Genomic DNA, 25,028 nt, shown 5'->3' on the forward strand with positions numbered 1-25,028 from the left:
CAGGCAGCGCAGGCCGGCCATGCGCAGGCGTCAGAACGAGACGCCCATGTTCATTCCGAACGTGGTGTAGCCGGTCTGGAAGCCGCGCGGCCTGGACAACGGACTGCCGACGAAGGCATCCCAGTTGATGTGGCGGGTGCCGCCGCGAAGGCCGAGCGCGGTACCGGTGAGCCTGTCGCCGAGCAACCGGGCCGTGGACGGACCGCCGACGCGGCCGTGATCGACCGCGACGTAGGCCTCCACGCCACTGCCCAGGGGTACGCCCACTTCATTGCGCAGCAGCCAGCCGCGCTCGCCGGTCAGCGACATTTCGCCATCGAAGCCACGCACGGTGTAGCGGCCACCGATCGAGAACCGATCCTGCGGTACCAGCGGTGAGCGGTTCCACTGCGCACGCCAGCTGCCGGTGTAGCGCAGGCTCTGGCGGCCCCACTGCATCGGCACGACCAGCTGCGCATCGGCGGTGTAGATGCGGCCATGCGCCGTGCCTTCGCCAAAGGCCTCTTCCGGCGCGCGCAGCGCGTTGAAGGCGCCGGTCCCCTTGCGGTACGCCAGGTTCACATCCAGTGTCGCCTTGCCGATGAAGTGCCGGTGGCCCAGGCCCAGTTCCCAGCCCGCCATGCGGCGGCGCTGCACTTCGATCTCGGTATCGTTGATGAAGTTGTCCGATTCGCGGTACCAGCCACGCGCGTACATGCTGGTCTTGGCGCGCGCGTTGCGGAACAGCATGCGTGTCAGGCGCAGCTCGGCGTTGCGGCTGGAGCCACTGTAGACGTAGTTCTCGAACGCACCGGCAACGGTCTGCTCATAGTCGAAGTTGCTGGCGTTGGCGCCCAGCAGCCATCCGCCCAGCGGCACGCTGTAATGCACTGACCAGCTGTCGGTGCCACGCTCGCTGCCGTTGAACACCGATTTGCCCACGTTGATGTAGAACAGATCGCTAAGGCCGGCCGCGTTGTCCACCGACACCGTGGTGCCGGCCTGCATCTTGCCGGTGGACTGGCTGCCGGCATCGTCCAGGGTCAGGTTGACCCGTACCAGGCGCGCCTGCTGCCAGCTGATCACCAGATCGCTCTCGCCCGGCTTGGCCGCCGCGCCATCGGCCGGGGGCGCGATCTGGATGTCCACCTGCGCGGTCGGCACGCGCTGCAGGTTTTCCAGCGCCTGTTCGATGTCACGCAGGTTCAGTACTTCGCCGCGTGTCACCCGCACCGCGTTCCAGAGGGCGGGGGTGCGGCCTGCGCCGTCGGCAAAGCGGATGGCATTGACGCGGCCTGGCACGACCGTGAGCGTCAGGATGCCGGTCTTCAGGTCCTGCGGTGCGGCCAGGATGCGGGTGGTGACGTAGCCGCGCTCGATGATCGCGTTCTGCACGCGCTTCATCACGATGTCCACGCCGGCGGTGCCGAGGCAGCGCCCGGTGGCGGGGTCGCTGCGGGGATCGGCTGCCGCCAGCGCCCAGCGGAAGCGGTCCGCTAGATCCCCCTGCAGCGCGATGGTGTTGATGGTGAAGCAGGGGGACTCTTCCACCGGCAGGTGGCCGAGGTCTTCGGTAGCCGGCTGCAGGCGGACATCCGGCGTGGACTCCTGCTGCTCACGCAGCGCGCGCTCGCGCTCCTGCTGCCGGAGCAGTTCCTGCTCCGGCGACACCGTCTGCGCCCCGGCCGGTGCCTGGAAGCCGGCGATGGCCAGTGCCACGCCCACGGACAACCGCCACTGCAACGCGCGGCTGCGTACATTACGTCCCTGTTCCACGATGCTTTTTCCCTGCGGATGGCTGCCAGACCGACGAAGATGCGGCTGGAAGAGGCAGCACTGTAAGGGAATCGTGTGGCAGGAAACAGAGCCGGCAGACTGCCGCCGGCCCAGCCCATCCGGGCAAAATGTGATATCCGACGGACGGCATTCCGCCAGCGGGCGGCGCCCCGGATCTACACCCGGACCAGCGCCGGTCCGCCAGTACGCCGACAGATGCCTGCGGCACTGGGGAAACCGGTGCCCGGCCCCCGCCACTGCAGGCGACGCAGCAGTGGCGGGGCACCTTTGAAACCGTGAAGCCCGTCAGGCCTCGTAGGCCGATTCACCATGCGAGGTCACATCAAGACCGGTGCGCTCGGCTTCCTCGGTCACGCGCAGGCCAACCACGCTGCGCACCACCAGCAGGATCAGCGTGGTCACCACCGCCGACCACACCACGGTGAGGCCGACGCTGACCACCTGCACCCAGACCTGGTGGGCGATATCCAGACCGACCTTGGTACCACCCAGCGACTGTGCACTGAACACACCGGTGAGAATCGCGCCGACGATGCCGCCGACACCATGCACACCGAACACGTCGGCGGTGTCGTCCACCTTCAGCAGGCGTTTCAAACCGGTGACGCCCCAGACGCAGACCACGCCGGCGACGAAGCCGATGACGATCGCGCCGAGCGGGCCGACGGTGCCGCAGGCCGGGGTGATGCCGACCAGGCCGGCCACCGCACCCGAGGCCGCGCCCAGTGCCGACGGCTTGCCCTTGCTGATTGCTTCCACCAGTGTCCAGCCGAGCACCGCTGCGGCCGTGGCCAGCACGGTGTTGAGGAAGGCCAGCGAGGCGACGGTGTCGGCGGCAGCTGCAGAACCGGCGTTGAAGCCGAACCAGCCCACCCACAGCAGCATTGCGCCGATGTAGGTAAACGGCACGTTGTGCGGCTTCAGCGCGGTCTGGCCATAGCCCAGGCGCTTGCCGACGAACCACGCGGCCACCAGGCCTGCAACGCCCGCGTTGATGTGCACCACGGTACCGCCGGCGAAGTCGATGGCACCCAGCTCACCCAGGTAGCCGCCACCCCAGACGATGTGCGCCATCGGGATGTAGCTGAGGGTGAACCACAGCGCCGAGAACAGCAGCACCGCGCGGAACTTGATGCGTTCGGCGAAAGCACCGACGATCAGCGCGGTGGTGATGCCGGCAAAGGTCGACTGGAAGGCGACGAACAGATAGTCCGGCAGTCCCTTGATCGGCGTGTTGCCCACCGACTCGGGGGTGAAGCCCTTGAGGAAGGCGAACTCGGTGAACGAGCCGAAGAACGGGTTGCCTGCACTGAACACCGCGCTGTAGCCGTAGGCCACCCACAGCAGCAGCACCAGCGAGAACACCACCAGGATCTGGCTGAGCACCGACAACACGTTCTTCGAGCGCACCAGCCCGCCGTAGAACAGGGCCAGGCCCGGTACCACCATCAACAGCACCAGCAGGGTGGAGGTGAGCATCCAGGCCACGTCGCCGTGGTCGAACGCGGGCGCTGCTGCTTCCGCGACGGCGGGTGCCGCGGCGACGGGCTCCTGCAGCGGTTCAACCGCCACGCTTTCGCTGGGCAGCGGCGACACCTGCGCCTGGGCGTGGGCATTGCCCGGCCAGGCACCGGCGGCCAGCGCGCTCAGCAGCATCAACAGGCACACGATATGGAACCGGGCTTGCCACCCGGTGAGAAGGCGCATCTTCATGGGGGAGTCTCCGGAAGGGGGTTACAGCGCGTCGGCACCGATTTCGCCGGTGCGGATGCGGATGACCTGTTCGACGGCGGTGACGAAGATCTTGCCGTCACCGATCTTGCCGGTGCCTGCCGACGACTGGATCGCTTCGATCACCGCATCGGCACGCTCGTCGGTGACCACGGTTTCGATCTTGATCTTGGGCAGGAAATCGACGACGTACTCGGCGCCGCGATACAGCTCGGTGTGGCCCTTCTGGCGGCCGAAGCCTTTCACTTCGGTCACGGTGATGCCCGACACGCCTGCGTCGGACAGGGCCTCGCGGACCTCGTCGAGCTTGAACGGCCGGATGATGGCGGAGATCAGTTTCATGCGCATGTCCCGATGGTGGATGGGGCCAGCGCGCCAGCGCGCGTTGGCATCAGGCAACCAGCGGCCATCACGGTGATGGCCGTGGCTGTTGCACCGGACACGTACAGGGCCGGGACGGCCGTGCCTCTCTCCTTGCACGACCGACGCGGGAGGGAGGGCGGCCCTGGTCGCGTATCCGGTCTTTCTCTTGCCCCTGGATCAGGGGTCCTTGGCGTGGGGTCAGAGCCCTTTCATGCATGAAAGGGATCCGACCCCGTGCAACGACCCCGATCTGACCGCGGCTCCCCAGCCGCGAAAACGGAAGCGATGGCGGCGGGTGGGAGGGGGAAGCCCACCGCCATCGCATCCGGTCAGCTGGCGTAGTACAGCTGGTATTCCAGCGGGTGGGTGGCCGCGCGGAACTTGGTCACTTCCTGCATCTTCAGCGCGATGTAGCCGTCGATGAAGTCATCGCTCATCACGCCGCCGGCCTTCAGGAACTCGCGGTCCTTGTCCAGCGCTTCCAGGGCCTGGTCCAGCGAGGAGCAGACCTGCGGGATCAGCTTCTCTTCTTCCGGCGGCAGGTCGTACAGGTCCTTGTCGCTCGGTGCGCCCGGGTCGATCTGGTTCTTGATGCCGTCCAGGCCAGCCATCATCAGCGCGGTGAAGGTCAGGTAGCCGGACTGGATCGGGTCCGGGAAGCGCATTTCGATGCGGCGTGCCTTCGGGTTGGACACCCACGGAATGCGGCACGAGGCCGAGCGGTTGCGGGCCGAGTAGGCCAGCATCACCGGCGCTTCGTAGCCCGGCACCAGGCGCTTGTAGCTGTTGGTGCCCGAGTTGGCGAAGGCGTTGATGGCCTTGGCGTGCTTGAAGATGCCGCCGATGTACCACAGCGCCAGCTGGCTCAGGCCGCCGTAGCCGTCACCGGAGAACAGGTTGGTGCCGCCCTTGGACAGCGACTGGTGCACGTGCATGCCGCTGCCGTTGTCGCCGACGATCGGCTTGGGCATGAAGGTGACGGTCTTGCCGTTGCGGTGCGCCACGTTCTTGATGACGTACTTCATGCGCAGCAGTTCGTCGGCCTTCTGCACCAGGGTGCTGAACTTGGTGCCGATCTCGCACTGGCCGGCGGTGGCCACTTCGTGGTGCTGCACTTCCACTTCGATGCCGACCTGTTCCAGGGTCTTGCACATCTCGGCACGCAGGTCGTGCAGGGTGTCGGTCGGCGGAACGGGGAAGTAACCGCCCTTCACGCCCGGACGGTAGCCGCTGTTGGCGCCGTCGTACTTGGCGCCGCTGTTCCAGGCGGCTTCTTCGGAGTCGACCTGGAAGAAGGTGTGGCCCATTTCATTGGCGAAGCGGACCGAATCGAAGATGAAGAATTCCGGCTCCGGGCCGAAGAACGCGGTTTCGGCGATGCCGGAGGACTTCAGGTAGGCCTCGGCGCGCTTGGCGATGCCGCGCGGGCAGCGGCCATACGGCTGCATGGTGGCCGGGTCCAGGATGTCGCAGCTGATCACGATGGTCGGATCGGCGTAGAACGGGTCGACGTAGGCGCTGGCGGTATCCGGCAGCAGCACCATGTCCGACTCGTTGATGCCCTTCCAGCCGGCGATCGAGCTGCCATCGAACATCTTGCCTTCTTCGAACAGCGACGGCTCGATGATGCTGACCGGGAAGGTCACGTGCTGCTCGACACCACGCATGTCGACAAAGCGCAGATCGACGAATTCGATCTGGTTGTCCTTGATCAGCTTCTCAACGTTTTCCACGGACATCGGTACGACCTCGGATGGGGATGAATGCCTGCTGAGGTACAGCAACGACCGTGCCAACTTTTCAGATGCCGCAAGTCCTTGATTTAAAAAAGGCCGCCCCGCGCAGGTGCAGAACGCGGTGCACCAAACGGGTGCGGCGGTCACCAGACGCACCCGTTTGGTGCAGCAGGGATCGTCTATCCTCTCGACCTTCTTCCTTCCGCCGCGCGTGCACGCACCGTCCATGTCCGACCTGCTCTCCGCCCTGCTGCTGGGCATCCTCGAAGGCTTGACCGAATTCCTGCCGATCTCCAGCACCGGCCACCTGCTCATCGCCCAGCACTGGCTTGGGGCCCGCTCGGACTTCTTCAACATCGTCATCCAGGCCGGCGCGATCGTGGCCGTGGTGCTGGTGTTCCGCCAGCGCCTGCTGCAGCTGGCCACCGGCTTTGGCCAGCGCGAGAACCGCGAGTACGTATTCAAGCTGGGCGCCGCCTTCCTGGTCACCGCCGTGGTCGGCCTGGTGGTGCGCAAGGCCGGCTGGTCGCTGCCGGAAACGGTCAGCCCTGTGGCCTGGGCGCTGATCATCGGTGGCGTCTGGATGTTGCTGGTGGAGGCCTATACCGCGCGCCTGCCCGACCGCGACCAGGTGACCTGGACGGTGGCGATCGGCGTCGGTCTGGCGCAGGTGGTGGCCGGTGTGTTCCCCGGCACCTCGCGCTCGGCCTCGGCCATCTTCCTGGCCATGCTGCTGGGCCTGAGCCGCCGCGCCGCCGCCGCCGAGTTCGTGTTCCTGGTCGGCATTCCCACCATGTTCGCCGCCAGTGCCTACACCTTCCTGGAGATGGCCAGGGCCGGGCAGCTGGGCAGCGAGAACTGGACCGAGGTGGGCGTGGCCTTCGTTGCCGCGGCCGTCACCGGCTTCGTCGTAGTGAAGTGGCTGATGGGCTACATCAAGTCGCACAGGTTCACCGCCTTCGCCATCTACCGCATCGCGCTGGGCGCAGCACTGCTGCTGTGGTTGCCGTCCGGCAGCTGAACCGCGCCGGGGCACGGCAACCCCGTTGCCGGCCCCACCCCGTTTCCCCCACGGTTCCCCAAGGAGAATCACCATGAACCGCAAGCTCACCCTGCTCCTCCCGCTGGCCCTGATGGCCGCCTGCAGCCAGACCCCGGCCCCGGCCGGCAACGGCGGCGACGACGTGGCCCCGGCTGCGGCCAAGGCAGCAGACCAGCAGACGCTGGCGCACCTGGATGCGCAGCGCCTGCAGAGCCAGCACTGGCTGCTGCAGCAGGCCACCGCCGCCGACGGCAAGCGCATCGACGCGCTGTTCGCCCGCGAAGACAAGCCGGTCACCCTGGACTTCGCAGATGGCCGCCTGTCGGTCAGCAACGCCTGCAACCACATGGGTGGCAGCTACACCCTGGCCGACGGCAAGCTGACCGTGGGCGCCATGGCCTCGACCCTGATGGCCTGCACCGACAAGGCGCTGATGGCGCTGGACGAGGCCGTGTCGAGCCGCCTGCAGGGCGAGCTGAAGGCCACGCAGGATGCCGACGGCAAGCTGACCCTGACCACCGCCAAGGGCGACGTGCTGGTGTTCAACCCGGAACCGACCGCTGAAACCCGCTATGGCGGCGCCGGCGAAACCGTGTTCCTGGAAGTGGCCGCCAAGACCGAGAAGTGCTCGCACCCGTTGATCCCGGACTACCAGTGCCTGCAGGTGCGTGAAGTGAAGTTCGACGACAAGGGCCTGAAGCAGGGCGAGCCCGGCAAGTTCGAGAACTTCTACGGCAACATCGAGGGTTACACCCACGAAGACGGCGTGCGCAACGTGGTGCGCGTGAAGCGCTACGAGGTGAAGAACCCGCCGGCCGATGCGCCCTCGCAGGCGTACGTGCTGGACATGGTGGTCGAGTCGGCCATCGAGAAGAAATAAAACGATGGAAGGGCGGCCGAGAGGCCGCCCTTCTTCATGGTCGGTAGAGCCGGCCGCTGGCCGGCTGCCCTGCGGGGCACCGCCAACACACGGATGTTGCCGGCCAGCGGCCGGCACTACCCACATGCATCGGGAGATCGGCATGAAGCACGTCCCCATTCTCATAGCCGCTGCACTGCTGGCCGTGTGCGCGGATGCCTCCGCTGCCAGCACGCCCGGTACCGATCGGCTCGAAACACGCCTGTGGCAACTGGCGCGCGCCACAGATGCGCAGGGCCGGCGCATCGATGCCTTGTTCGTCCGCGGTCGCGAGCCCTACACGCTGCGCTTCGGGCACGGTTACATGAGCGAGTTGAACCTGTGCAACAACGTCAGCAGCCAGTACCGGCTGCAGGGCAACCAGCTGATTCTTGAGAACGGCATCCAGACAGTGGCCGGATGCATGCGGGGTGACATCGTCGTGCAGCAGCAACGCGCGGGAAAGCTGATGGGCAGCCGGAGTGCCGCACCGACGCTCGAGCTGGACGACCGCGGCGCACTGGTAGTGCGCAACGCGCAGGGCGACACCGCGGTGTTCGAACCGGCGCCACTGCCGGTGAAATGATCATGGAAGCGGTCGAGCATGGCTCGACGCTACAGGTAGAACCGGCCGCTGGCCGGCTCTACCCACCCTGTGTGCTGCTCAGCCCAGCGCCGGGTTCAACGTGTAGGTGCCGTGCAGTGCGGCTTCGGCCAGCACGTGGCCGTGCATGGCGCGGTACGCGTCGGCGGCGGTGAAGCGCTGCGGCAGGTCCAGCGACGCCACGTCCAGCGCGAATACCCGGAAGAAATAGCGGTGCATGCGCTCGTCGTTGAACGGCGGGTACGGGCCGTCATAGCCCAGGTAGTCACCCGCCATGTCCGGGTTGCCCGCGAACCAGCCGGTGAAGTCGTTCAGACCCTGGCGGCTGCCGGCCGGGCCGGCGGGTGCGGGCTTGCCCTTCACCACGAAGCCGTCGCTGCAGCTGCCAGCGGCGATCTCCTGCACCGTGGCCGGGATGTCGGCCATCACCCAGTGCACGAAATCGCAGCGCGGCTGGTCGCGCGGCACGCTCATGTCGCTGCGGCCAACCGTCTCCGGCACGGTCGGTACGTCCGGATCCACGCATACCAGCAGGAACGAACGGGTGCCGGCCGGCGCCCCGCTCCAGGCCAGGTGCGGGTTGCGGTCCGGGGCGAAACCGTTGGCGTCGCCCGCGGCGAACTCACGATCGATCGGTGCGCCGTTGGTCAGGCTGTGGCTGGTCAACTGCATCGGACTCTCCTCACTCTTCCGGGTAACCCAGGCGCACCGCAACCGGGGTGAGCTGGGCGAAGGCGGCGCTCATCACGTCGCGGTAGTTGCGCCAGTGGCCGGCCGGCAGGCGCGGGGCACCCAGCTGTGCCGCCGGTGGCATCGGCCGCTCGAACAGGCGACCCAGCAGCTCGGCCATCGCCTGCGGATCGTTGCCGATCTGGTCGATGCGCAGCAGCACGTGCGGGTACAGGTCGTCCTCGTGCAGCGCGGCGATCTGGTTCAGCGCGCGGGTCAGCCATTCACTGGCTTCGGCCAACGACGTCATCGCCAGCGGCGCGGCAGCACCGTAGGCCACCCAGTCCAGCAGCATGTCGCGCGGGTCGCGCAGCACCAGCACCAGGCGCCCCTGCGGCAGCTGCGGGCGCAGCGCCCACAGCAGCGCGTTGTCCCACCACAGCAGCCAGTCGATCACGGTGTCGCTCTGCAGGCCACGTGCCGGCAGCTGTTCACGCCAGCGCTGCACCAGGCGCTCCGGCGTCAGCACGCCCGAGGCCAGGTCCTGCAGCGTGTTGTAGTTCTGGAACGCATCATCGGGCGGCGTGTTGGTGTAGCGGTCGCTGCGCAGCACCGGGCTGGCAGCAGCCAGGCCGGTTGCCACCCGCTCAACGCCCGAACCCGGCGCGCCCCAGAGGAAGATCGGCGCGGAGCTGGCATCGCCGTCGATGCTGCCCTTGTCCGGCCAGCTCGGCGGGGACTTGGCCTGGGGTGGCAGTGGCAAGCGCTGCGGCGCCTGGTCGGCCTGCAGCGACAGCCACGTGCGCAGCGCGTCCTGCGGCTGCCCGGCGCGGTCCTGGATCTCGCCCATCCACGTGCGCAGGTCGGCGCGATGGTCTTCCGGCGCCAGCTCGATCAGCGCCTGCACGCGGGCCACGGCGGCGGCGGGATCGCGCTGCAGCAGGCCTTCGACCAGGCGGGTCTCGCCGCTGACGCGGCCCGGTTCCAGGCTGACGATGCGTTCGGCGATCGCTTCGGCCTGAGCGTGTTCGCCGGCCATGTCGTGCAGGCGCAGGCGCGCCTCCAGGGCCGGCAGATGCGCGGGCATCGCCGCCATCCAGCGCTCGACCGCGGTCACGGCGCTTTCGCTGCCCACCTGCTCGATGGCCAGGCGTGCCAGCCACACGTCGTGCAGCTGGTCATCGGTCTCCAGTACCGCATCCAGGCGTGCACGTGCTTCATCCTCGCGCCCCAGGCGCTGCCATGACATCAGCAGCAGCTGCAGCACCTGGCGGTCTTCCGGCTGCGTCTCCAGCAGCGGCAGCAGGTAGTCCAGGGCCTGCAGCGGCTGGCCATTGCGCAGCGACAGCTCACCCGCCAGGCGGCGCATCGACGGTACGTCCATCTCCGGCTGCTGCAGGGCCACCTGCATGGCTTCGGCGGCGGCCGGCACGTTGCCCTGGCGCAGTGCCAGCTGCACCACCAGGCCATGCAGCGAGGACAGCGACGGATTGAGTTCCAGCACGCGGCGGAACGACTGCTCTGCAAACGCCAGCATGTCCTTGCCCAGGTAGGCAAAGCCCAGCGCGTACAGCACGCGGGTATCGTCCGGCAGTGCCTTGCTGGCAGCCGACAGCAGCGCCAGCGCGCGGTCGGCGTCTCCGCGGCGCAGTGCAACCATGCCGTCGATGGTCAGCAGTTCCGGATGGTCCGGCTCCACGCGCGCGGCCAGGGTCGAGATGCGCTGCGCTTCGTCGAAGTCATTGCGACCGATCGCCAGGTGCGCCTGCATCAGATAGGCGGAGAACGAGTTCGGATCGAGGCCGGTGGTGCGCACCAGTGCTTCGTCGGCACCCTCGAACTGGCGCAGCGCCAGCAGCAGGCCGGCATGCTGCAGGTGCAGCTGGGCGTCGTCCGGGGCCAGCCGCAGCGCCTGCTGCAGGGCCTCCATCGCCTGCTCGGCGTTGCCCTGCTGCTGCAGCGCAAGCGCCAGCCAGCGGTGGGCGTTGGCCTGGCCGGGTTCGTCATGGGTCCACGCCTGGGCCAGCTGCACGGCCTGGTCGGCCTGGTTCTGGCGCAACGCTTGGATGATCTGGTCTTGCATGGCAGTCCGGTTCAAGTGCAAACCCGCATTGTAGCGGGCTGCGCGCTGCCGCCGGTTCAGGCCCGCAGGACCCGCTGCAGGCGCTGCGCGACCCAGCGCTCGGAGAAGCCGTCGCCGCGCCAGTTTTCGATGAACCCGCAGTGGCCGCCCCAGCAGGCGGTTTCCAGGTGCGCCTGGCTCGGCAGCTGCCAGTTGCTGAAGGTCGCGTACGGAATCACCGGGTCATCCTGCGCCATCAGGATGTCGGCCGGTACCTGCAGGGTCGACAGGCGGTCGCCGGCAATCGAGTAGCCGTCGAAATAGGCCTGAAGCGAACCAAAGCTGGTGTGGCGCTCGACCAGCCAGGCGGTCAGCGCGCGGATGTCCAGCTTCAGCACGCGGTCGTCGCAGTCGCTCAGCTCGGGGAACAGGTCGCGCTTGCGGCGCAGCGAACCGGCCCATTTGCGGCGGAAGTACCAGTCGTACATCGCCGGGCCGTTCTCGATGCTTTCCATGGTCAGCGCCGGGTCCAGCACCGGGCACACCGAGGCCACGCGCTGCAGCGGCACGCCCGCGGCCGGTGCGCGCAGGGCCAGGCGCAGCACGAAGTTGCCGCCCAGCGAGTAGCCGGCGGCCACCAGCGGCAGCTGCGGCCAGCGCTGGGCGACGTCACCCGCGGCATGCACCACTTCGTCGATCAGGTTGGAGTGGAAGATGCCGGGGTTGAGGTGATGGGTGTTGCCGTGGTCGCGGAAGTTCAGCCGCACCACGTCGAAGCCCTGCTCCAGCATGCGCGCGGCCGCCATGCGCATGTAGCTGGATTCGGCACTGCCTTCCCAGCCGTGCAGCAGCAGCGCGATGCCCTTGGGCTCGCGGCCTTCGACATGGCTGTGCCAGCCCTGCAGGCGAACGCCATCGCCTCCATCCAGGATCAGCTCCTCGCTGACCGCACCGGTGGCGGCCAGCAGCAGCAGGCCGCGCTGCAGGCGCATGCGGCTGGAGCTGAGCATCGACTGCAGGTGGGGATTGCGCAGCCAGCGCGGTGGCTGGTAGTCAGCCGCATGCAGCGTCGGCGTGCCGGCGTCCAGGACAGGTGGCGGGATCAGGGCCACCGCAGCCTCACCCGGTGCTCATGGCCGCCACGATGCGCGCGCGCGAGGTTTCCGCGATGCGCCGACGGCCTTCCAGGTCCTGTGCACCGATCGGTGCCAGGAAGTGCACTTCCGCACGTCGCGCCGGCTCGCCGAGCAGGCGCAGGAAATTGGCGAAGAAACTTTCGTTCGGGCCGAACGCGACGATGGTCTGCGCGTCGCCCTTCACCCCGTACACCAGTGCCACCGGCTGCACCGGCACGCCGGTCTCGACAGCGGCTTGGAAGATGCGGGCGTGGAACGGGCCCACTTCGTGACCGCCGCGGGTCCGCCCTTCCGGGAACACGCCCACGGCCTTGCCCTCGCGCAGGCGGTCGGCCATCACCTGCATCACGCCACCGAGCGATTCGGTGTTGCCACGCTGGTGGAAGATGGTCTGACCACGCGCGGCCAGCCAACCCACCAGCGGCCAGCTGGCGATCTCGCGCTTGGCGACGAAGCCCATCATGCGCTGGCTGTGCAGGATGCAGATATCGACCCAGCTGACATGGTTGGCCACGAACAGCACGGCACCGGGCAGCGGCGCGCCGACCTGCGTCAGGCGGAAGCCGAAGATCCACATCAGCCCACCCTGCCACCAGTTGACCACCTTGGCGCCGAAGGTCGCCTCGCCCACGCGCAGCTCGCCCCACGGCGGAAGCATGCCGATCAGGATGAGCGGCAGGAACACGATGATGTGGACCAACAGCAGCGGTACGCGGTACAGGTAACGGCACACACGCGCCACGCCGCCACGGGGGGCCGGAGTGGGGGAAGTCATCCGCGCACGATACCGGAGGGCCGTCATCGCTGCCAGCCGATTTAGGCCATAACAGCCATCGACCGGGGCAATCGGCGGGGAACGCTGGGTTCCGCCGCCGTCAACGCCCCCCGGGGGACTCAGCCGTGACCGGCAGCCACCACCGCCAGGGTCAGCCGCGAGATGCAGACCAGGCGGCCCTGCTCGTCCTCGATGCGGATCTCCCACAGCTGGGTGCTGCGGCCGACGTGCAGCGCGCGGGCGGTGCCGGTGACCGTGCCCGAGCGCACGGCGCGCACGTGGTTGGCGTTGATCTCCAGGCCCACGCAGATCTGCTTGCCGGTATCCACGCACAGGTTGCCGGCGCTGCTGCCCAGGGTCTCGGCCAGCACCACCGAGGCACCGCCGTGCAGGATGCCGTAGGGCTGGCGGGTGCGCTCATCCACCGGCATGGTGGCCTGCAGCCAGTCCTCGCCGGCGGCGCTGAAGACGATGCCCAGGGATTCAATCGCCGTGTTGCGGCTGAGCGCGTTGAGCTGCTCGATGGAAACGGCTTCGCGGAACACCTGGGTCATGCGGGTACCTTCAGAGGATGGGAACGAGGCCGGCGCCGAATGCGGTCAGCATGCGCACCAGCAGCCATTTCGGGCCGACGTTGACTTCGGGGAAGTCGCCGACGGCGACGTAGCAGCGATGGAAATCGGGATCCTGCCGCGGCAGCGGCTGCGGGCAGTCCACGCCGGGCTGGAACTCGTAGTCGGTGGCGTAGCGCCACGGCCAGAAATCAAGGATGGGCAGCGCTTCGGAGGCCTTGCCGACGCTGTAGTTCAGCCCCGACAGCACTGGCGGCTTGGCGCGCGGCGCCACCGTCCAGGAGTTCTGCGGGTGGGTGTCGCGCAGGATGCTCTGCGCCAGCTGCTCGGCGAACACCGGGTCGTTGATGATCACCGCGCCTTCGGTGTTGTAGTTCTCGCTGCGCGGATCGAAGTTGTGGGTGCCGACCACGCCGATGCGGCGGTCGACCACCAGCGACTTGGCATGCAGGCCCATGCGCGCGCCCTTGCGGGTGACCGGCAACGGCTTGTTGACCGCCTTGCTGCCCAGGAACGACGGCCGCGTCTCGGTGCGCAGCAGGCGCGTTTCCACTTCGCTGCCGGCGGCGCGACGGCGTGCGCGTGCGTTGTCATAGGCACCATCGCTGTGGCGATGGTTCAACGGGCCCTGCTTGCTGCCGGCACCCGAACCACTACTGCTGCCACTGCGTGCGTTGCTGCCGGCGGCACTGCCACCGATCAGCGGATTGCGGTCGCCCTCGTCTTCACCCCCGGGCGCGGCGATCGGGTCCGGCAGCAGGTTGCGGTAGTCGACCGGTGCATCCAGCGGGAACGGCTTGTACTCGAAGATGTTGAAGCCCAGTTCGCGCATGTTGCGCCGCTTGTACTTGTACGAAAGCGCATACACGATCGGGTTGTCGGTCGCCGCCAGGCTGTTGCTGGACACCACCACGCGCGGTGGCTGCGGGCGCTTGCGCAGTTCACGGAACAGCTTCTGCGCCGGCTTGGACAGCACCAGGTAGGGCGTCTGCAGGATCACTTCCTTCTGCGCACTGGCGATCAGCGCATCCAGCTGTGGTTCGGTCACATGCTGGCCGGCCAGCGGTGCATCGGCCTTCTCGCGGCGATGCTTGCGTGGCAGGTCGGCCACGTAGCGCACCGAAGCCACCGGTAGCGCGGTATCGACGAAGGAACGGGTGACGAACTCGGTGTCGTTGGCTTCGGCGCTGACCCGCTGTACCCGTTCCGGGCGGCGGAAGGTGGCCGGTGGCAGCGTTGGCACGCCTTCGCGCAGCAGGGTGCGGCCCACGTCGTTGAGGCGCTCGGCCGGCACGCTGCGGTGGGCACGCCAGAACGCGTCGAAGTTGGCCGCCATCGCACGTGCTTCCGGGCCGGCGATCAGCACATCGCGGTCGCGGAAGTTGTACTCGCGGTCCCAGTCGTAATAATCGTCCTGGTAATTGCGGCCACCGACCACGCCGATCGCATCGTCGATCACCAGCAGCTTGTTGTGCATGCGCTGGTTGAACCGGCGGAAGCAGCACAGCACGCTGCCGGCATAGTCGAAGTAGTTCAGCCGGGCCTTGCCGAAGGTCGGGTTGTAGACCCGAAGCTGGAAATTCTGGTGGGCGCCGGACAGGGCGCCGAGGATCTGCAGGTCGGAGATCGCCGAGAGCTGGTCGATCAGCAGCCGCACCTTCACCCCGCGGCGCGATGCGGCCAGCAGTTCGTCGATGACCAGGCGGGCGCTGTCGTCCTTGTCGAAGATGTAGGTCTGCAGGTCGATGCTGCGGGTGGCGCTGCGCAGCAGGTTCAGGCGTGCGACCAGCGCGCCCTCGCCCTCATCGAGCAGGGTGGCGTAGTGGCGCGGTCGCTCCGGGGTGGATTCGGTGAACGCCCGGCCCGCCAGCGCCCGCAGCGGCGAGTCCTGTGCACAGCGGTCGGCACGCTGGCAATCAACCACGGTCGAACGTGCCTGCACGGCGATTGCCTCGGCGCGGTCGCGCTCGGCATTCGACAGCGATGCACAACCGCTGCCCAGCAACACGGTTGCCAGCGCCAGTACACGCAGCAGGAGGTTCACGGTTTCGGCGCCTCGCTCAGGCGCGCACGCAATACGAAAGTCACTCGGTCACTCAAGGCAAGCTGCCAGCTGTCCATGCCGTACCGGCCTCGCTGCACGGTACCGCGGCTGACGACGTCGCAATCATAGCCGGGTCGGGCACACTCCGCCTTCTCGACCTTCAGTGTCTCGGGGTGGCTGATCCCGCGCAGGGTCAGCCGGCCGTTGATGTCGCCACCGCTCTCCACGGTTTCCGGCCAGTACGGCAGCGAGTCGAACTCGACCACCGGATGGCGGCCGGCATCGAAGAACTCCTCGCCGCGCATCCAGCCGGTGTAGCGTGATTTGCCGGGAATCTCGACCGAGCGCGTGAACATCTTCAGGTGCACCTGGTGGCGGCCGTCGGAGAGGATCTCGATGCGCCCTTCGAAGTGCGGGAACAGGCCTTCGATGCGCTGCCCGAAGCGGGTGCGGACCTCGAAGCCGATCTGCGAACGCTGGGTATCCAGGCGCATTACCCGGTGCGCCTCGGCGACCACCGGTGGCAGGGTGGTCGGCGTGGGCACGGCGGCCCAGGCCGGGCCAAGTGCCAGCAGCGCGGGCAGCAGATAGCGGCTGCGCCGCGCCAGGCTCATCGGATCACGGCCACCAGAATGCGTTCAGGCTGGCCACGCCCGGCTCGATCGAGGCCTCACGCGGGAAGCCGAGCACGGCGATGCCCGCCGGCGGCATGCCGCGGTAGTCGCTGCTGGTGCCCTCGGTCATCAACGCCACCAGCCGCTCCAGGCCCGGGTTGTGGCCGACGATCAGCACCCGGTCGAGATCACGGCGGTCGTCCACCAATGCCGCCAGGGTGCCGGGGGTGGCTTCGTAGATGCGGTCTTCCAGGCGCTTTTCCACGTAACCGATGGTGCCGAGCACGGCTTCCAGGGTTTCGCGGGTACGCCGCGCCGGTGAACACAGCACGCAGTCCGGCAGCAGGTTGTTTTCCTTCAGCCACTTGCCGGCGGCTTCGGCTTCAGCCAGCCCCACCGGCGACAACGGCCGGTCGAGGTCGGCCTGGCCGGGGGTAGCCGGTTCGGCATGGGCATGGCGCAGCAGGATCAATTCACGCATCGCGGGTTTCCATGAAGAAGAGGATGCAGCAGAAAGAGTGACGCAGGCATCAAAGCTTGAGCCAGGACAGCAGCGGCTCCCAGTCGGCCTGATGCTCGCGCACCTGGGCGGAGCGGTAGTCGAACAGGCTGCGGCCGAGGCCGGTCATGACCACGTAGCTCTGGCTGTCACGCAGCTGCGCGACCACCGGGTACGGCCATTCGGCCAGCATCTGCAACGCCTGCTGCGAGGTCTGGGTCCAGGGCTTGGTGCGGTTCAGGACCAGCCCGACCGGCAGCTTGCGGCTATGCACCCGCGGGTTCTGGGCCAGGCTGTTGAGGAAGCCGACGATGGCTTCGATATCCAGCGCCGAGGGCAACACCGGCACCACCACCGCGTCGGCAGCGTCAAGGAAATGGGGGATATCGTCGGCCAACGCACCGGCCGGCGCGTCGATGATGACGGTTTCGGTGCCATCGGGCAGCTTCTGTGCCCACTGCTTCTTCCGATACACATCAATGGGGAGCACCGCGCTTTCCAGCCCGGCACGCCGTTGTGCCCAGCGGGTGCTGGAGCCCTGCGGGTCGGCATCGGCGATCACCGTGGCCTTGCCCTGCAATGCCGCGTACGCGGCCAGGTGGGTGGCGACGGTGGTCTTGCCCACCCCGCCCTTGGAACCGGCCACCAGGATCGTCTTCATGCCAGCCTCGCTTCCGGGTACGTGCCCCGAGCGTACACCGGCGGTGGTGACGGGAGGTAGCACTGCGCTGAACCTGTGGCCATCGCCTTTGCTATCGTGGCGCCCCCGAAGGATCGAACCGGCATGAGCGAGCTGCAGGACCTGAGCGCACTGATCCGCGCCAATACCCCCCTGATCGTGATCGAGACCCAGGACGAGGGTCGCATCGTCGATCTGTTCCGGCAGACGCTGATGCACGTGTGGCGGGCGCTGCACCGCTGGTCGATCACTGAAGGCCTGCGCCGCATCGACCTGGACAGTGAAGACCCACCGGTCGGGCCGCCCGATGCCAGCGCGGCCCTGCAGATGATCCGCCAGGCCGAGCAGCGCGGGGTCTACCTGCTGCTCGATTTCCACCCCTACCTGGGCTATGCCAGCCACCAGCGCGCCCTGCGCGACCTGATCCAGCGCCGCCACAGCGAACCTCATGTGCTGGTGCTGATCGGTGCCAAGGTGGAGCTGCCCGCCGAGCTGGAAGCGCTGGCGGTGCGCTTCAACCCGCGCCTGCCCGACGCCAACGCCCTGCTGAAGATGCTGCGCGAGGAGGCCGACGCCTATGCACGCGAGCATGGCGGCCGACGGGTGGAAGTCGACAGCGAGGCGGTGAAGAAGATCCTGAAGAACCTGCAGGGCCTGAGCCTGGTCGATGCCCGGCGCATCGCGCGCCAGCTGATCTACGCCGACGGCGCACTGCGCGACGACGACCTGCCGCAGCTGGCGCGGCTGAAGTTCGAGCTGCTCAACCGCAGCGGCCACCTGTTCTTCGAACATGACAGCGCGCGTTTCGGCGATGTGGCCGGCGCCAACCGGCTCAAGCGCTGGATCAACCAGCGCCGCGTGGCCTTCATTGCCGGGTCCGCCCCGGCCGGGCTGGACCCGCCACGCGGCATGCTGCTGCTGGGCGTACAGGGCTGCGGCAAGTCGATGCTGGCCAAGGCCACCGCTGCCGGCTTCGGCGTGCCGCTGCTGCGCCTGGACGTGGGCGCGCTGTACAACAAGTACCACGGCGAGACCGAGGCCAACCTGCGCCAGGCGCTGGCCTCGGCCGAACAGCTGGCACCGTGCGTGCTGTGGATGGACGAGATCGAGAAGGGGCTGGCAACCGGTGGCGAGGATGGTGGCGTGTCGCGCCGCGTGCTCGGCCATCTGCTGACCTGGATGGCCGAGCGCAAGGCACCGGTGTTCATTGTGGCGACTGCCAACCAGGTACACGAGCTGCCTGCCGAGCTGCTGCGCAAAGGCCGCTTCGACGAGATCTTCTTCGTCGACCTGCCCTCGCCTGAAGTGCGCGTGGAGCTGCTGCGGCTGCACCTGGGCCGGCGCCAGCTCAACGCCGACGACTTCGCACTGCCCGCGCTGGCCGCTGCCGCCAATGGGTTCTCCGGTGCCGAGATCGAGCAGGCGATCGTGGCCGGGCTGTATGCGGCGCATGCCGAGGGCCGGCCGCTGGATACCGAGCTGCTGATGAACGAGATCCGCGCCACCCGGCCGCTGTCGGTGCTGATGGCCGAGCAGGTGGAGGCGCTGCGGGCGTGGGCGTCGGGGCGGACGGTGTCTGCGGACGATTGAGGTTTCCCGCGAACGGCGCAGCCCCTCGTGGCTGTTGGTTGGCCGCGAACATCAGTAGCCGCGCTTGGCCGGGCGAGGTGGATTCGCGGGGGACGCCGTGAACCCATCCATGGGGGCTTGGCCGCGGCATCCATGCCGCGGACACCCCCGCGAACCCACCCCGCCCGTCCTCTGACAGTTTCCGGGGGGGACCAGCCACGTAGAAGAAAGTAGAAAAGCAAAAGCAGAAGCGCCTGGCTGGCCGCTTTTTGTAGAGCCGAGCCCACGCTCGGCTGCCTTTCGATCAGATATCGAATAGTTGATTCCGATGCAGATTCATCCACGCATGGCGTGGATCTACCGTGTCGACCAAGGTCGACACCTACCAGCAGCAGCGTCGAACCGTCAGAGGTGGGGCGGTGTGGGTTGGCAGGACCGTTGGCGCCATGGGCCCGGCGCATGCGCCGGGCGGGTTGGGCAGGACGCCCAACCCCGGTCTTGCCGTGTGCGCAGGACAGCGCACACGAGCAAGGCGCCATCGAGCCCCCATGGGTGAGGGCGCTTTGCCTGCGAGGCATGCCTCGCAAGCGCCCGAACGCCCAGCCGCCAGCGGCTGGGCCGGACCCCGGAGGGGGGTTTACGGCGTGTCCTGCCAACCCACACCGCCCCGCCATCCCACGGATTGCCCGCTGTTGCTGTTGCTGTTGCTTGGGCTCTGGCCCTTGCCTCTGCGGGTGCCGGGTGCAACCCGGCCAAAACCCCTTCCTCAGGGCCAGGCCGGGGGTGCGGCCACCCACGCCTGCTGCACTTCGGCCAGCGACGCGCGCTCATCCTCGCGCCATTGCGGCAACAGCTGCGCGTAGTTGGCACTGGTGCTCCATTGCGACGGCTCGGTGCGCACCGCCGCGGCATACCACTGCACCGCTTCCTGTTTCTGCCCCATCCGCCACAGCGCCAGCGCATAGGTCGGCGGCACCCAGCTGGGCTTGCTGCGCGCATTGCCGGCCGACGACAGCCATTGCTCCAGCGCCGCCTCCGGCTTGCCCTGGCGCAGCAGGTCCCAGCCATAGTTCCAGCGCACGCTGCGGCCCGCGCTGCTCTGTGCCGGCGCCTCCTTCAAAGCCTCGCCGTACAGCTGGTCGGCCAGCTCGGCCCGGCCCTGGGTGCTGGCCACCGAAGCCAGCTGCACGGTGGCTTCCACCGCGCGCCGGCCGCGCTCGCGCAGCCTCACCAGCTGGGTGACCAGCTCATCGCCCTCGCCCTGCATCGCCACCATCGGTGCCGCCGCCAGGTCACTGTCGAAGTAGAACTCCTGTGGTGCCGGCATGGCCGGTGCGGCCCACGCCGTGGCCGCTCCCGAGGCCAGCAGCACGCTGGCCAGGATCTTTCCTGGAACTGACATCCCTTCTCCCCAGGCTGCACAACCGCAGCCTCCCTCTCTCGCCCCGATCCTAACCCCAGCAGCGGCGCGGGCGCGAGTGCCGGGCCCACCACAGCCCCGCTGCTACAATTCGCGCCTTTCCCGCCGCGTGCCTGCACGCGGCCGGTGCCAGCCGATCCTACCGGGCCAGCCATGACCAGTACCGCGCAACTCACTTCGCCCTCTTCCGCCGACCTGCTCGACCGTGATTACACGCTCGACCACAAGTACACCCGCAACGAGGGGCGGATCTACCTGAGTGGCGTGCAGGCGCTGGTGCGGCTGCCACTGATGCAGCGCCTGCGCGATGCCGCCCAAGGCATCGACAGCGCTGGCTTCATCAGCGGCTATCGCGGCAGCCCGCTGGGTGGCTTCGACCTGGAACTGTGGCGCGCGCGCAAGCATCTTGAAGCGGCGAAGGTGAAGTTCACCCCCGGCCTGAACGAGGATCTGGGCGCCACCATGGTGTGGGGCACCCAGCAGACCAACCTGTTCCCCGGGGCCAACGTGCAGGGCGTGTTCGGCATGTGGTACGGCAAGGGCCCGGGCGTGGACCGCTGCGGCGACGTGTTCAAGCATGCCAACGCGGCCGGCACCTCGCGCTACGGTGGCGTGCTGGCACTGGCCGCCGATGACCACGCCTGCCGCAGCTCGACGCTGCCGCATGGCAGCGAGGACGAGTTCGTCAGCGCGATGATGCCGGTGCTGAACCCGGCCGGCGTGCAGGACATCCTCGACATGGGCCTGCTGGGCTGGGCGATGAGCCGTTACACCGGCCGTTGGGTCGGCTTCAAGACGATCGCCGAAACGGTGGAATCGTCGGCCTCGGTGCAGGTCGATCCGATGGCGCGCCGCATCGTGCTGCCGGAAGACTTCGAGATGCCGTCGGGCGGCCTCAACATCCGCTGGCCGGACCCGCCGCTGGACCAGGAGATGCGCCTGCACCGCTATGCGGTGAAGGCCGCGCAGGCGTTTGCCCGCGCCAATGGCATCGACAAGGTGGTGATGGATGCACCGCGCGCGCGGCTGGGCATCGTCACCACCGGCAAGAGTTACCTGGACGTGCTGCAGGCGCTGGAATACCTGGGCCTGGACGAAGCGGCGTGCGCCGACATCGGCATCCGCGTGTACAAGGTCGGCATGACCTGGCCGCTGGAGCCGGAGGGCATCGCGCGCTTCGCGCAGGGCCTGGAAGACATCATCGTGGTGGAGGAGAAGCGCGCCTTCATCGAGCGCCAGATGAAGGAGCAGTTCTTCAACTGGCCGGCCAGCTGGGGCCAGCGCCCGTCCATCGTCGGCAAGTACGACGAGAGCGGCGAGTGGATCCTGCCGTCCACCGGCGAACTGACCCCGGCCACCATTGCCGGCGTGATCGGCCGCCGCATCCAGAAGTTCTTCAACAACGAATCGATCGAGCAGCGCCTGCAGTGGATGCAGGAGAAGGAAGCCGAGCTTGCGTTGCCGCGCGCCAGCTTCCCGCGCGTGCCGCATTACTGCTCCGGCTGCCCGCACAACACCTCCACCACCGTGCCGGAAGGTTCGCGTGCGCTGGCCGGCATCGGTTGCCACTACATGGTGACCTGGATGGACCGCAGCACCGACACCTTCACCCACATGGGCGGCGAGGGCGTAACCTGGGCCGGGCAGGCGCCGTTCACCGATACCCCGCACGTGTTCCAGAACCTGGGTGACGGCACCTATTTCCACAGCGGCTCGCTGGCGATCCGCCAGGCGGTCGCCGCCGGTGTCAACATCACCTACAAGATCCTCTACAACGACGCGGTGGCGATGACCGGCGGCCAGCCGGTGGACGGCCCGCTGAGCGTGCCCGACATCGCAAGGCAGATGCGCGCCGAAGGCATCCACACCATCGTGGTGCTGTCGGACAACATCGGCAAGTGGACAGGCCAGCGCGAACACTTCCCCAGCGACGTCGAGTTCCATGACCGCAGCGAGCTGGACGAAGTGCAGAAGCGCCTGCGCGAAGTGAAGGGTGTTTCGATCCTGATCTACGAACAGACCTGCGCCACCGAGAAGCGCCGGCGCCGCAAGCGCGGCAAGCTGGAGGATCCGCAGAAGCGCGTGCTGATCAATTCGCTGGTCTGCGAAGGCTGCGGCGACTGCGGCAAGAAGAGCTTCTGCGTGTCGGTGCTGCCGAAGGAAACCGAGTTCGGGCGCAAGCGCGAGATCGACCAGTCCAACTGCAACAAGGACTATTCCTGCGTGAACGGGTTCTGCCCGAGCTTCGTCACCGTGCATGGTGGCCAGCCGCGCAAGGGCAGCAAGCGCGATGCCTCCACCCTGCTGGACAACCTGCCGGCACCGACGATCCGCGGCACGCTGGAACAGCCCTGGAACATCCTGATCACCGGCGTTGGCGGTACCGGCGTGGTGACCATCGGCGCGCTGCTGGGCATGGCCGGCCACCTGGAAGGCAAGGGCGCGACCGTGCTCGACCAGACCGGCCTGGCGCAGAAGGGTGGCGCGGTGACCACGCACATCCGCATCGCACGCCGCCCGGATGACATCCACGCCGTGCGCATCGCCGCCGGTGAGGCCGACCTGGTGCTGGGCTGCGACATGGTGGTGGTGAACGATTACTGGGCACTGTCGAAGGTGCGCGCCGGTCGTTCGCAGGTGGTGCTGAACACCTACGAAGCGATGCCGGGCACGTTCACCACCCGTCCGGACATGCAGTTCCCCGCCGCCGACATCGTGGCCGGCGTGCGCGTTGCGCTGGGCGGCCAGGAGCCGCTGCTGCTGGATGCCACCCAGCTGGCCACTGCGCTGCTGGGCGATGCCATCGCCGCCAACCTGTTCATCCTCGGCTACGCCTGGCAGCAGGGCCTGGTGCCGCTGTCGTTCGAATCGCTGATGCGTGCCATCGAACTCAATGGCGCCGCCGTGGCGATGAACCAGCAGGCCTTCGCCTGGGGTCGCCTGGCCGTGGTCGACCCGCAGGCCGTGCAGCAGGCCGCCGGCCTGGTACGCAACCGCCACACCGATGCCGAATCCACCCCGGGCCCGCTGCATCCGCTGCCGCCGGGCGAGTGGGAAGGCAACGAATGGGGTGCAACCGCCGCGCCGCGCAACACCGCTGACGAACGCGAGCTGCGCGGCCTGCCCTCGCATGGCGGCGACGTGGCGTTCCTGCCGCTGGATGACGCGCGCCTGTCGCGCTCGCTGGATGAAATGATCGAGCGGCGCGCCACGTTCCTGGTCGAGTACCAGGATGCCGCCTATGCCAAGCGTTACCGTGATCTGGTGGCGCGCGTGCGTGCCACCGAAGCCGAGCGCATCGGCGGTTCCACCGCATTGACCGAGACGGTAGCGCGCTACCTGTTCAAGCTGATGGCCTACAAGGACGAGTACGAAGTGGCGCGCCTGTATACCAGCGGTGACTTCCAGCGCCGCCTGCAACAGCAGTTCGAGGGTGACTACCAGCTGCGCTTCCACCTGGCGCCGCCGCTGTTCGCGAAGAAGGACGAGCAGGGCCGGTTGCTGAAGAAGGAATACGGCCCGTGGATGTTCAAGGCCTTCGGCCTGCTGGCGAAGCTGAAGTTCCTGCGTGGCGGCCGTCTCGATATGTTCGGCCGTACTGAAGAGCGCCGCATGGAGCGCCAGCTGATTGCCGACTACGAGGCGACGGTGCAGCTGCTGCTGGACGGCCTGGACGACGACCGCCTGGCACTGGCGGTGGAGATCGCCAGCGTGCCCGAGCACATCCGCGGCTTCGGCCACGTCAAGGAAGCGCATTTCGCGCAGGCCAAGGCGCGTGAAGCCGCCCTGCTGGCGCAGTGGCGCAACCCGAAGGCGCTGCATATCGTGCAGGTGGCTTGAAGGTCGTGCCGGCCGCDGGCCGGCATTCATCCMGGCAATCGTTTGCCGGCCHGCGGCCGGCACTACCGACGGTTCAGCCCAACCGCCACAGCAGCAGCCGGTTGTTGGCCGGCATCGCCACATCGCGCAGGCGGGTGAAGCCATTGTCCTCGGCCAGCGCCTGCACGGCTTCCACATCGCGGATGCCGCTGCGCGGGTCACGCGCCTTCAGCCAGGCATCGAACTGCGCGTTGCTGTCGCTGGTGTAGCGGCCGCCGTAGTTGAACGGACCGTAGACCGCCAGCAGCGCACCGTGGCGCAGCAGCGGCGGCAGCGCGGCGAACAGCGCCTGCACGTGCTCCCAACCCATGATGTGCAACGTGTTGGCACTGAATGCGGCGTCGAACATGCTGCCCTCGGGCAGGCTCAGGCCGGTCGCTGGCGGTAGTTCCACCTGCAGCGCCAGCGGCTGCAGCAGATTCAGCAATGCCGCTTCGGCACGCCATGCCTCGATGCCAGGCAGGTGGTCCGGGTGGTCGCTGGGCTGCCAGCGCAGCCACGGCCAACGTTCGGCGAAGAAGGCCGCGTGCTGGCCGGTGCCGCTGCCGATCTCCAGCACCCGATGCCGGTCGCCCATCCATGGGTCGAGCGCGGCGGCGATCGGTTCGCGGTTGCGCTCGCAGGCTTCTGAATAGGGCTTGCTCGACATCAGGACGGTGTCCAGGCGGGGTCGCCCCCATTGTGCACGAGGGGGTGTTGCTCGGCAGGGCTGCGCCCTGCACCCGCCGAAGCCGGAGCAACGGCAACAGCCAAAGCAACAGCGGGCTTCCTGTGGGATGGCGGGATGGGTCCGGTTGCGGGGGACGCCGTGAACCCGTCCTTGAGGGCTTGGCCGCGGCATCCATGCCGCGGACACCCCCGCAACCGGACCCACCCCGCCTTCGACAGTTTTCTGCGGCCTGTTGGAACGGCTCTTGGGGTCAGATCCGTTTTCCKTAGKAAAACGKATCTGACCCCGGA

The 25,028-nt window shown here is 67.9% G+C and carries 20 protein-coding genes; 5 read left to right on the top strand and 15 right to left on the bottom strand.

Annotated features, from left to right (window positions below; all coding sequences use genetic code 11):
• Positions 1 to 30: 30 nt before the first annotated feature.
• The 4 genes from D7T59_RS04395 to glnA form a co-directional block, all read right to left on the bottom strand.
• On the bottom strand, positions 31 to 1,755 hold the full coding sequence (locus D7T59_RS04395; RefSeq protein WP_180851052.1) for a ShlB/FhaC/HecB family hemolysin secretion/activation protein: 1,725 nt from the start codon (positions 1,753 to 1,755) through the stop codon (positions 31 to 33).
• A 306-nt stretch (positions 1,756 to 2,061) separates the two neighbouring features.
• Positions 2,062 to 3,489 (bottom strand): ammonium transporter, encoded by a 1,428-nt coding sequence (locus D7T59_RS04400; protein WP_180851051.1) that lies wholly within the window; start codon positions 3,487 to 3,489, stop codon positions 2,062 to 2,064.
• Between the two features lie 21 nt (positions 3,490 to 3,510).
• Complete coding sequence (locus D7T59_RS04405; RefSeq protein WP_004134334.1) at positions 3,511 to 3,849, bottom strand: P-II family nitrogen regulator; 339 nt, start codon at positions 3,847 to 3,849, stop codon at positions 3,511 to 3,513.
• Positions 3,850 to 4,199: 350 nt separating this feature from the next.
• Positions 4,200 to 5,609: a type I glutamate--ammonia ligase gene (gene glnA, locus D7T59_RS04410; RefSeq protein ID WP_106548709.1), complete on the bottom strand. Its 1,410-nt coding sequence runs from the start codon at positions 5,607 to 5,609 to the stop codon at positions 4,200 to 4,202.
• 223 nt (positions 5,610 to 5,832) lie between these two features.
• Between glnA and D7T59_RS04415 the strand changes: the two genes are divergently transcribed.
• From D7T59_RS04415 to D7T59_RS04425, 3 genes are all read left to right on the top strand, one after another.
• Positions 5,833 to 6,627, top strand: coding sequence for an undecaprenyl-diphosphate phosphatase (locus D7T59_RS04415; RefSeq protein ID WP_180851050.1), 795 nt, complete (start codon positions 5,833 to 5,835; stop codon positions 6,625 to 6,627).
• 73 nt (positions 6,628 to 6,700) lie between these two features.
• Positions 6,701 to 7,528, top strand: coding sequence for an META and DUF4377 domain-containing protein (locus D7T59_RS04420; protein WP_180851049.1), 828 nt, complete (start codon positions 6,701 to 6,703; stop codon positions 7,526 to 7,528).
• 142 nt (positions 7,529 to 7,670) lie between these two features.
• Positions 7,671 to 8,132, top strand: a complete 462-nt coding sequence (locus D7T59_RS04425; RefSeq protein ID WP_180851048.1) for an META domain-containing protein — start codon at positions 7,671 to 7,673, stop codon at positions 8,130 to 8,132.
• A gap of 78 nt (positions 8,133 to 8,210) precedes the next feature.
• Here the strand turns inward: D7T59_RS04425 and D7T59_RS04430 are convergent, their stop codons facing one another.
• The 9 genes from D7T59_RS04430 to D7T59_RS04470 form a co-directional block, all read right to left on the bottom strand.
• A complete protein-coding gene (locus D7T59_RS04430) occupies positions 8,211 to 8,822 on the bottom strand; it encodes a YbhB/YbcL family Raf kinase inhibitor-like protein (protein ID WP_005407546.1) in 612 nt (203 codons plus the stop codon).
• Between the two features lie 10 nt (positions 8,823 to 8,832).
• The gene (locus D7T59_RS04435) at positions 8,833 to 10,902 is read right to left on the bottom strand and encodes a tetratricopeptide repeat protein (protein WP_180851047.1); all 2,070 of its coding nucleotides are present in this window, start codon (positions 10,900 to 10,902) and stop codon (positions 8,833 to 8,835) included.
• A 56-nt stretch (positions 10,903 to 10,958) separates the two neighbouring features.
• Entirely contained in the window at positions 10,959 to 11,948 is a 990-nt protein-coding gene (locus tag D7T59_RS04440; RefSeq protein ID WP_180851098.1) for a YheT family hydrolase, read from the bottom strand.
• Positions 11,949 to 12,000: 52 nt separating this feature from the next.
• Positions 12,001 to 12,792 carry a lysophospholipid acyltransferase family protein gene (locus D7T59_RS04445; protein WP_164137361.1) on the bottom strand — a complete coding sequence of 264 codons (792 nt, stop codon included), beginning with the start codon at positions 12,790 to 12,792 and terminating at the stop codon, positions 12,001 to 12,003.
• 119 nt (positions 12,793 to 12,911) lie between these two features.
• Positions 12,912 to 13,346: a hotdog fold thioesterase gene (locus D7T59_RS04450; protein WP_032128719.1), complete on the bottom strand. Its 435-nt coding sequence runs from the start codon at positions 13,344 to 13,346 to the stop codon at positions 12,912 to 12,914.
• Between the two features lie 10 nt (positions 13,347 to 13,356).
• Entirely contained in the window at positions 13,357 to 15,408 is a 2,052-nt protein-coding gene (locus D7T59_RS04455) for a phospholipase D-like domain-containing protein (protein ID WP_180851046.1), read from the bottom strand.
• Positions 15,405 to 16,022, bottom strand: a complete 618-nt coding sequence (locus tag D7T59_RS04460; protein WP_099552524.1) for a YceI family protein — start codon at positions 16,020 to 16,022, stop codon at positions 15,405 to 15,407. Before D7T59_RS04460 ends, D7T59_RS04455 begins: the two co-directional genes overlap by 4 nt.
• Before the next feature lie 4 nt (positions 16,023 to 16,026).
• Positions 16,027 to 16,503 carry a SixA phosphatase family protein gene (locus D7T59_RS04465; RefSeq protein ID WP_005407539.1) on the bottom strand — a complete coding sequence of 159 codons (477 nt, stop codon included), beginning with the start codon at positions 16,501 to 16,503 and terminating at the stop codon, positions 16,027 to 16,029.
• Between the two features lie 49 nt (positions 16,504 to 16,552).
• Positions 16,553 to 17,182, bottom strand: coding sequence for a ParA family protein (locus D7T59_RS04470; protein WP_049446080.1), 630 nt, complete (start codon positions 17,180 to 17,182; stop codon positions 16,553 to 16,555).
• 123 nt (positions 17,183 to 17,305) lie between these two features.
• Between D7T59_RS04470 and D7T59_RS04475 the strand changes: the two genes are divergently transcribed.
• Positions 17,306 to 18,790, top strand: a complete 1,485-nt coding sequence (locus D7T59_RS04475) for an AAA family ATPase (RefSeq protein ID WP_180851045.1) — start codon at positions 17,306 to 17,308, stop codon at positions 18,788 to 18,790.
• A 745-nt stretch (positions 18,791 to 19,535) separates the two neighbouring features.
• Here D7T59_RS04475 and D7T59_RS04480 read toward each other — a convergent pair.
• Positions 19,536 to 20,171, bottom strand: a complete 636-nt coding sequence (locus D7T59_RS04480) for a tetratricopeptide repeat protein (RefSeq protein WP_180851044.1) — start codon at positions 20,169 to 20,171, stop codon at positions 19,536 to 19,538.
• A 171-nt stretch (positions 20,172 to 20,342) separates the two neighbouring features.
• On the opposite strand from D7T59_RS04480, the gene D7T59_RS04485 reads away from it, so the two are divergent.
• Positions 20,343 to 24,029, top strand: coding sequence for an indolepyruvate ferredoxin oxidoreductase family protein (locus D7T59_RS04485; RefSeq protein WP_180851043.1), 3,687 nt, complete (start codon positions 20,343 to 20,345; stop codon positions 24,027 to 24,029).
• Positions 24,030 to 24,102: 73 nt separating this feature from the next.
• Here D7T59_RS04485 and D7T59_RS04490 read toward each other — a convergent pair whose 3' ends face one another.
• Positions 24,103 to 24,717 carry a DUF938 domain-containing protein gene (locus D7T59_RS04490; RefSeq protein WP_180851042.1) on the bottom strand — a complete coding sequence of 205 codons (615 nt, stop codon included), beginning with the start codon at positions 24,715 to 24,717 and terminating at the stop codon, positions 24,103 to 24,105.
• Positions 24,718 to 25,028 lie beyond the last annotated feature (311 nt).

The sequence above is a fragment of the Stenotrophomonas maltophilia genome (genome assembly GCF_013464915.1).
In the GTDB taxonomy this organism is placed as follows: domain Bacteria; phylum Pseudomonadota; class Gammaproteobacteria; order Xanthomonadales; family Xanthomonadaceae; genus Stenotrophomonas; species Stenotrophomonas maltophilia_AT.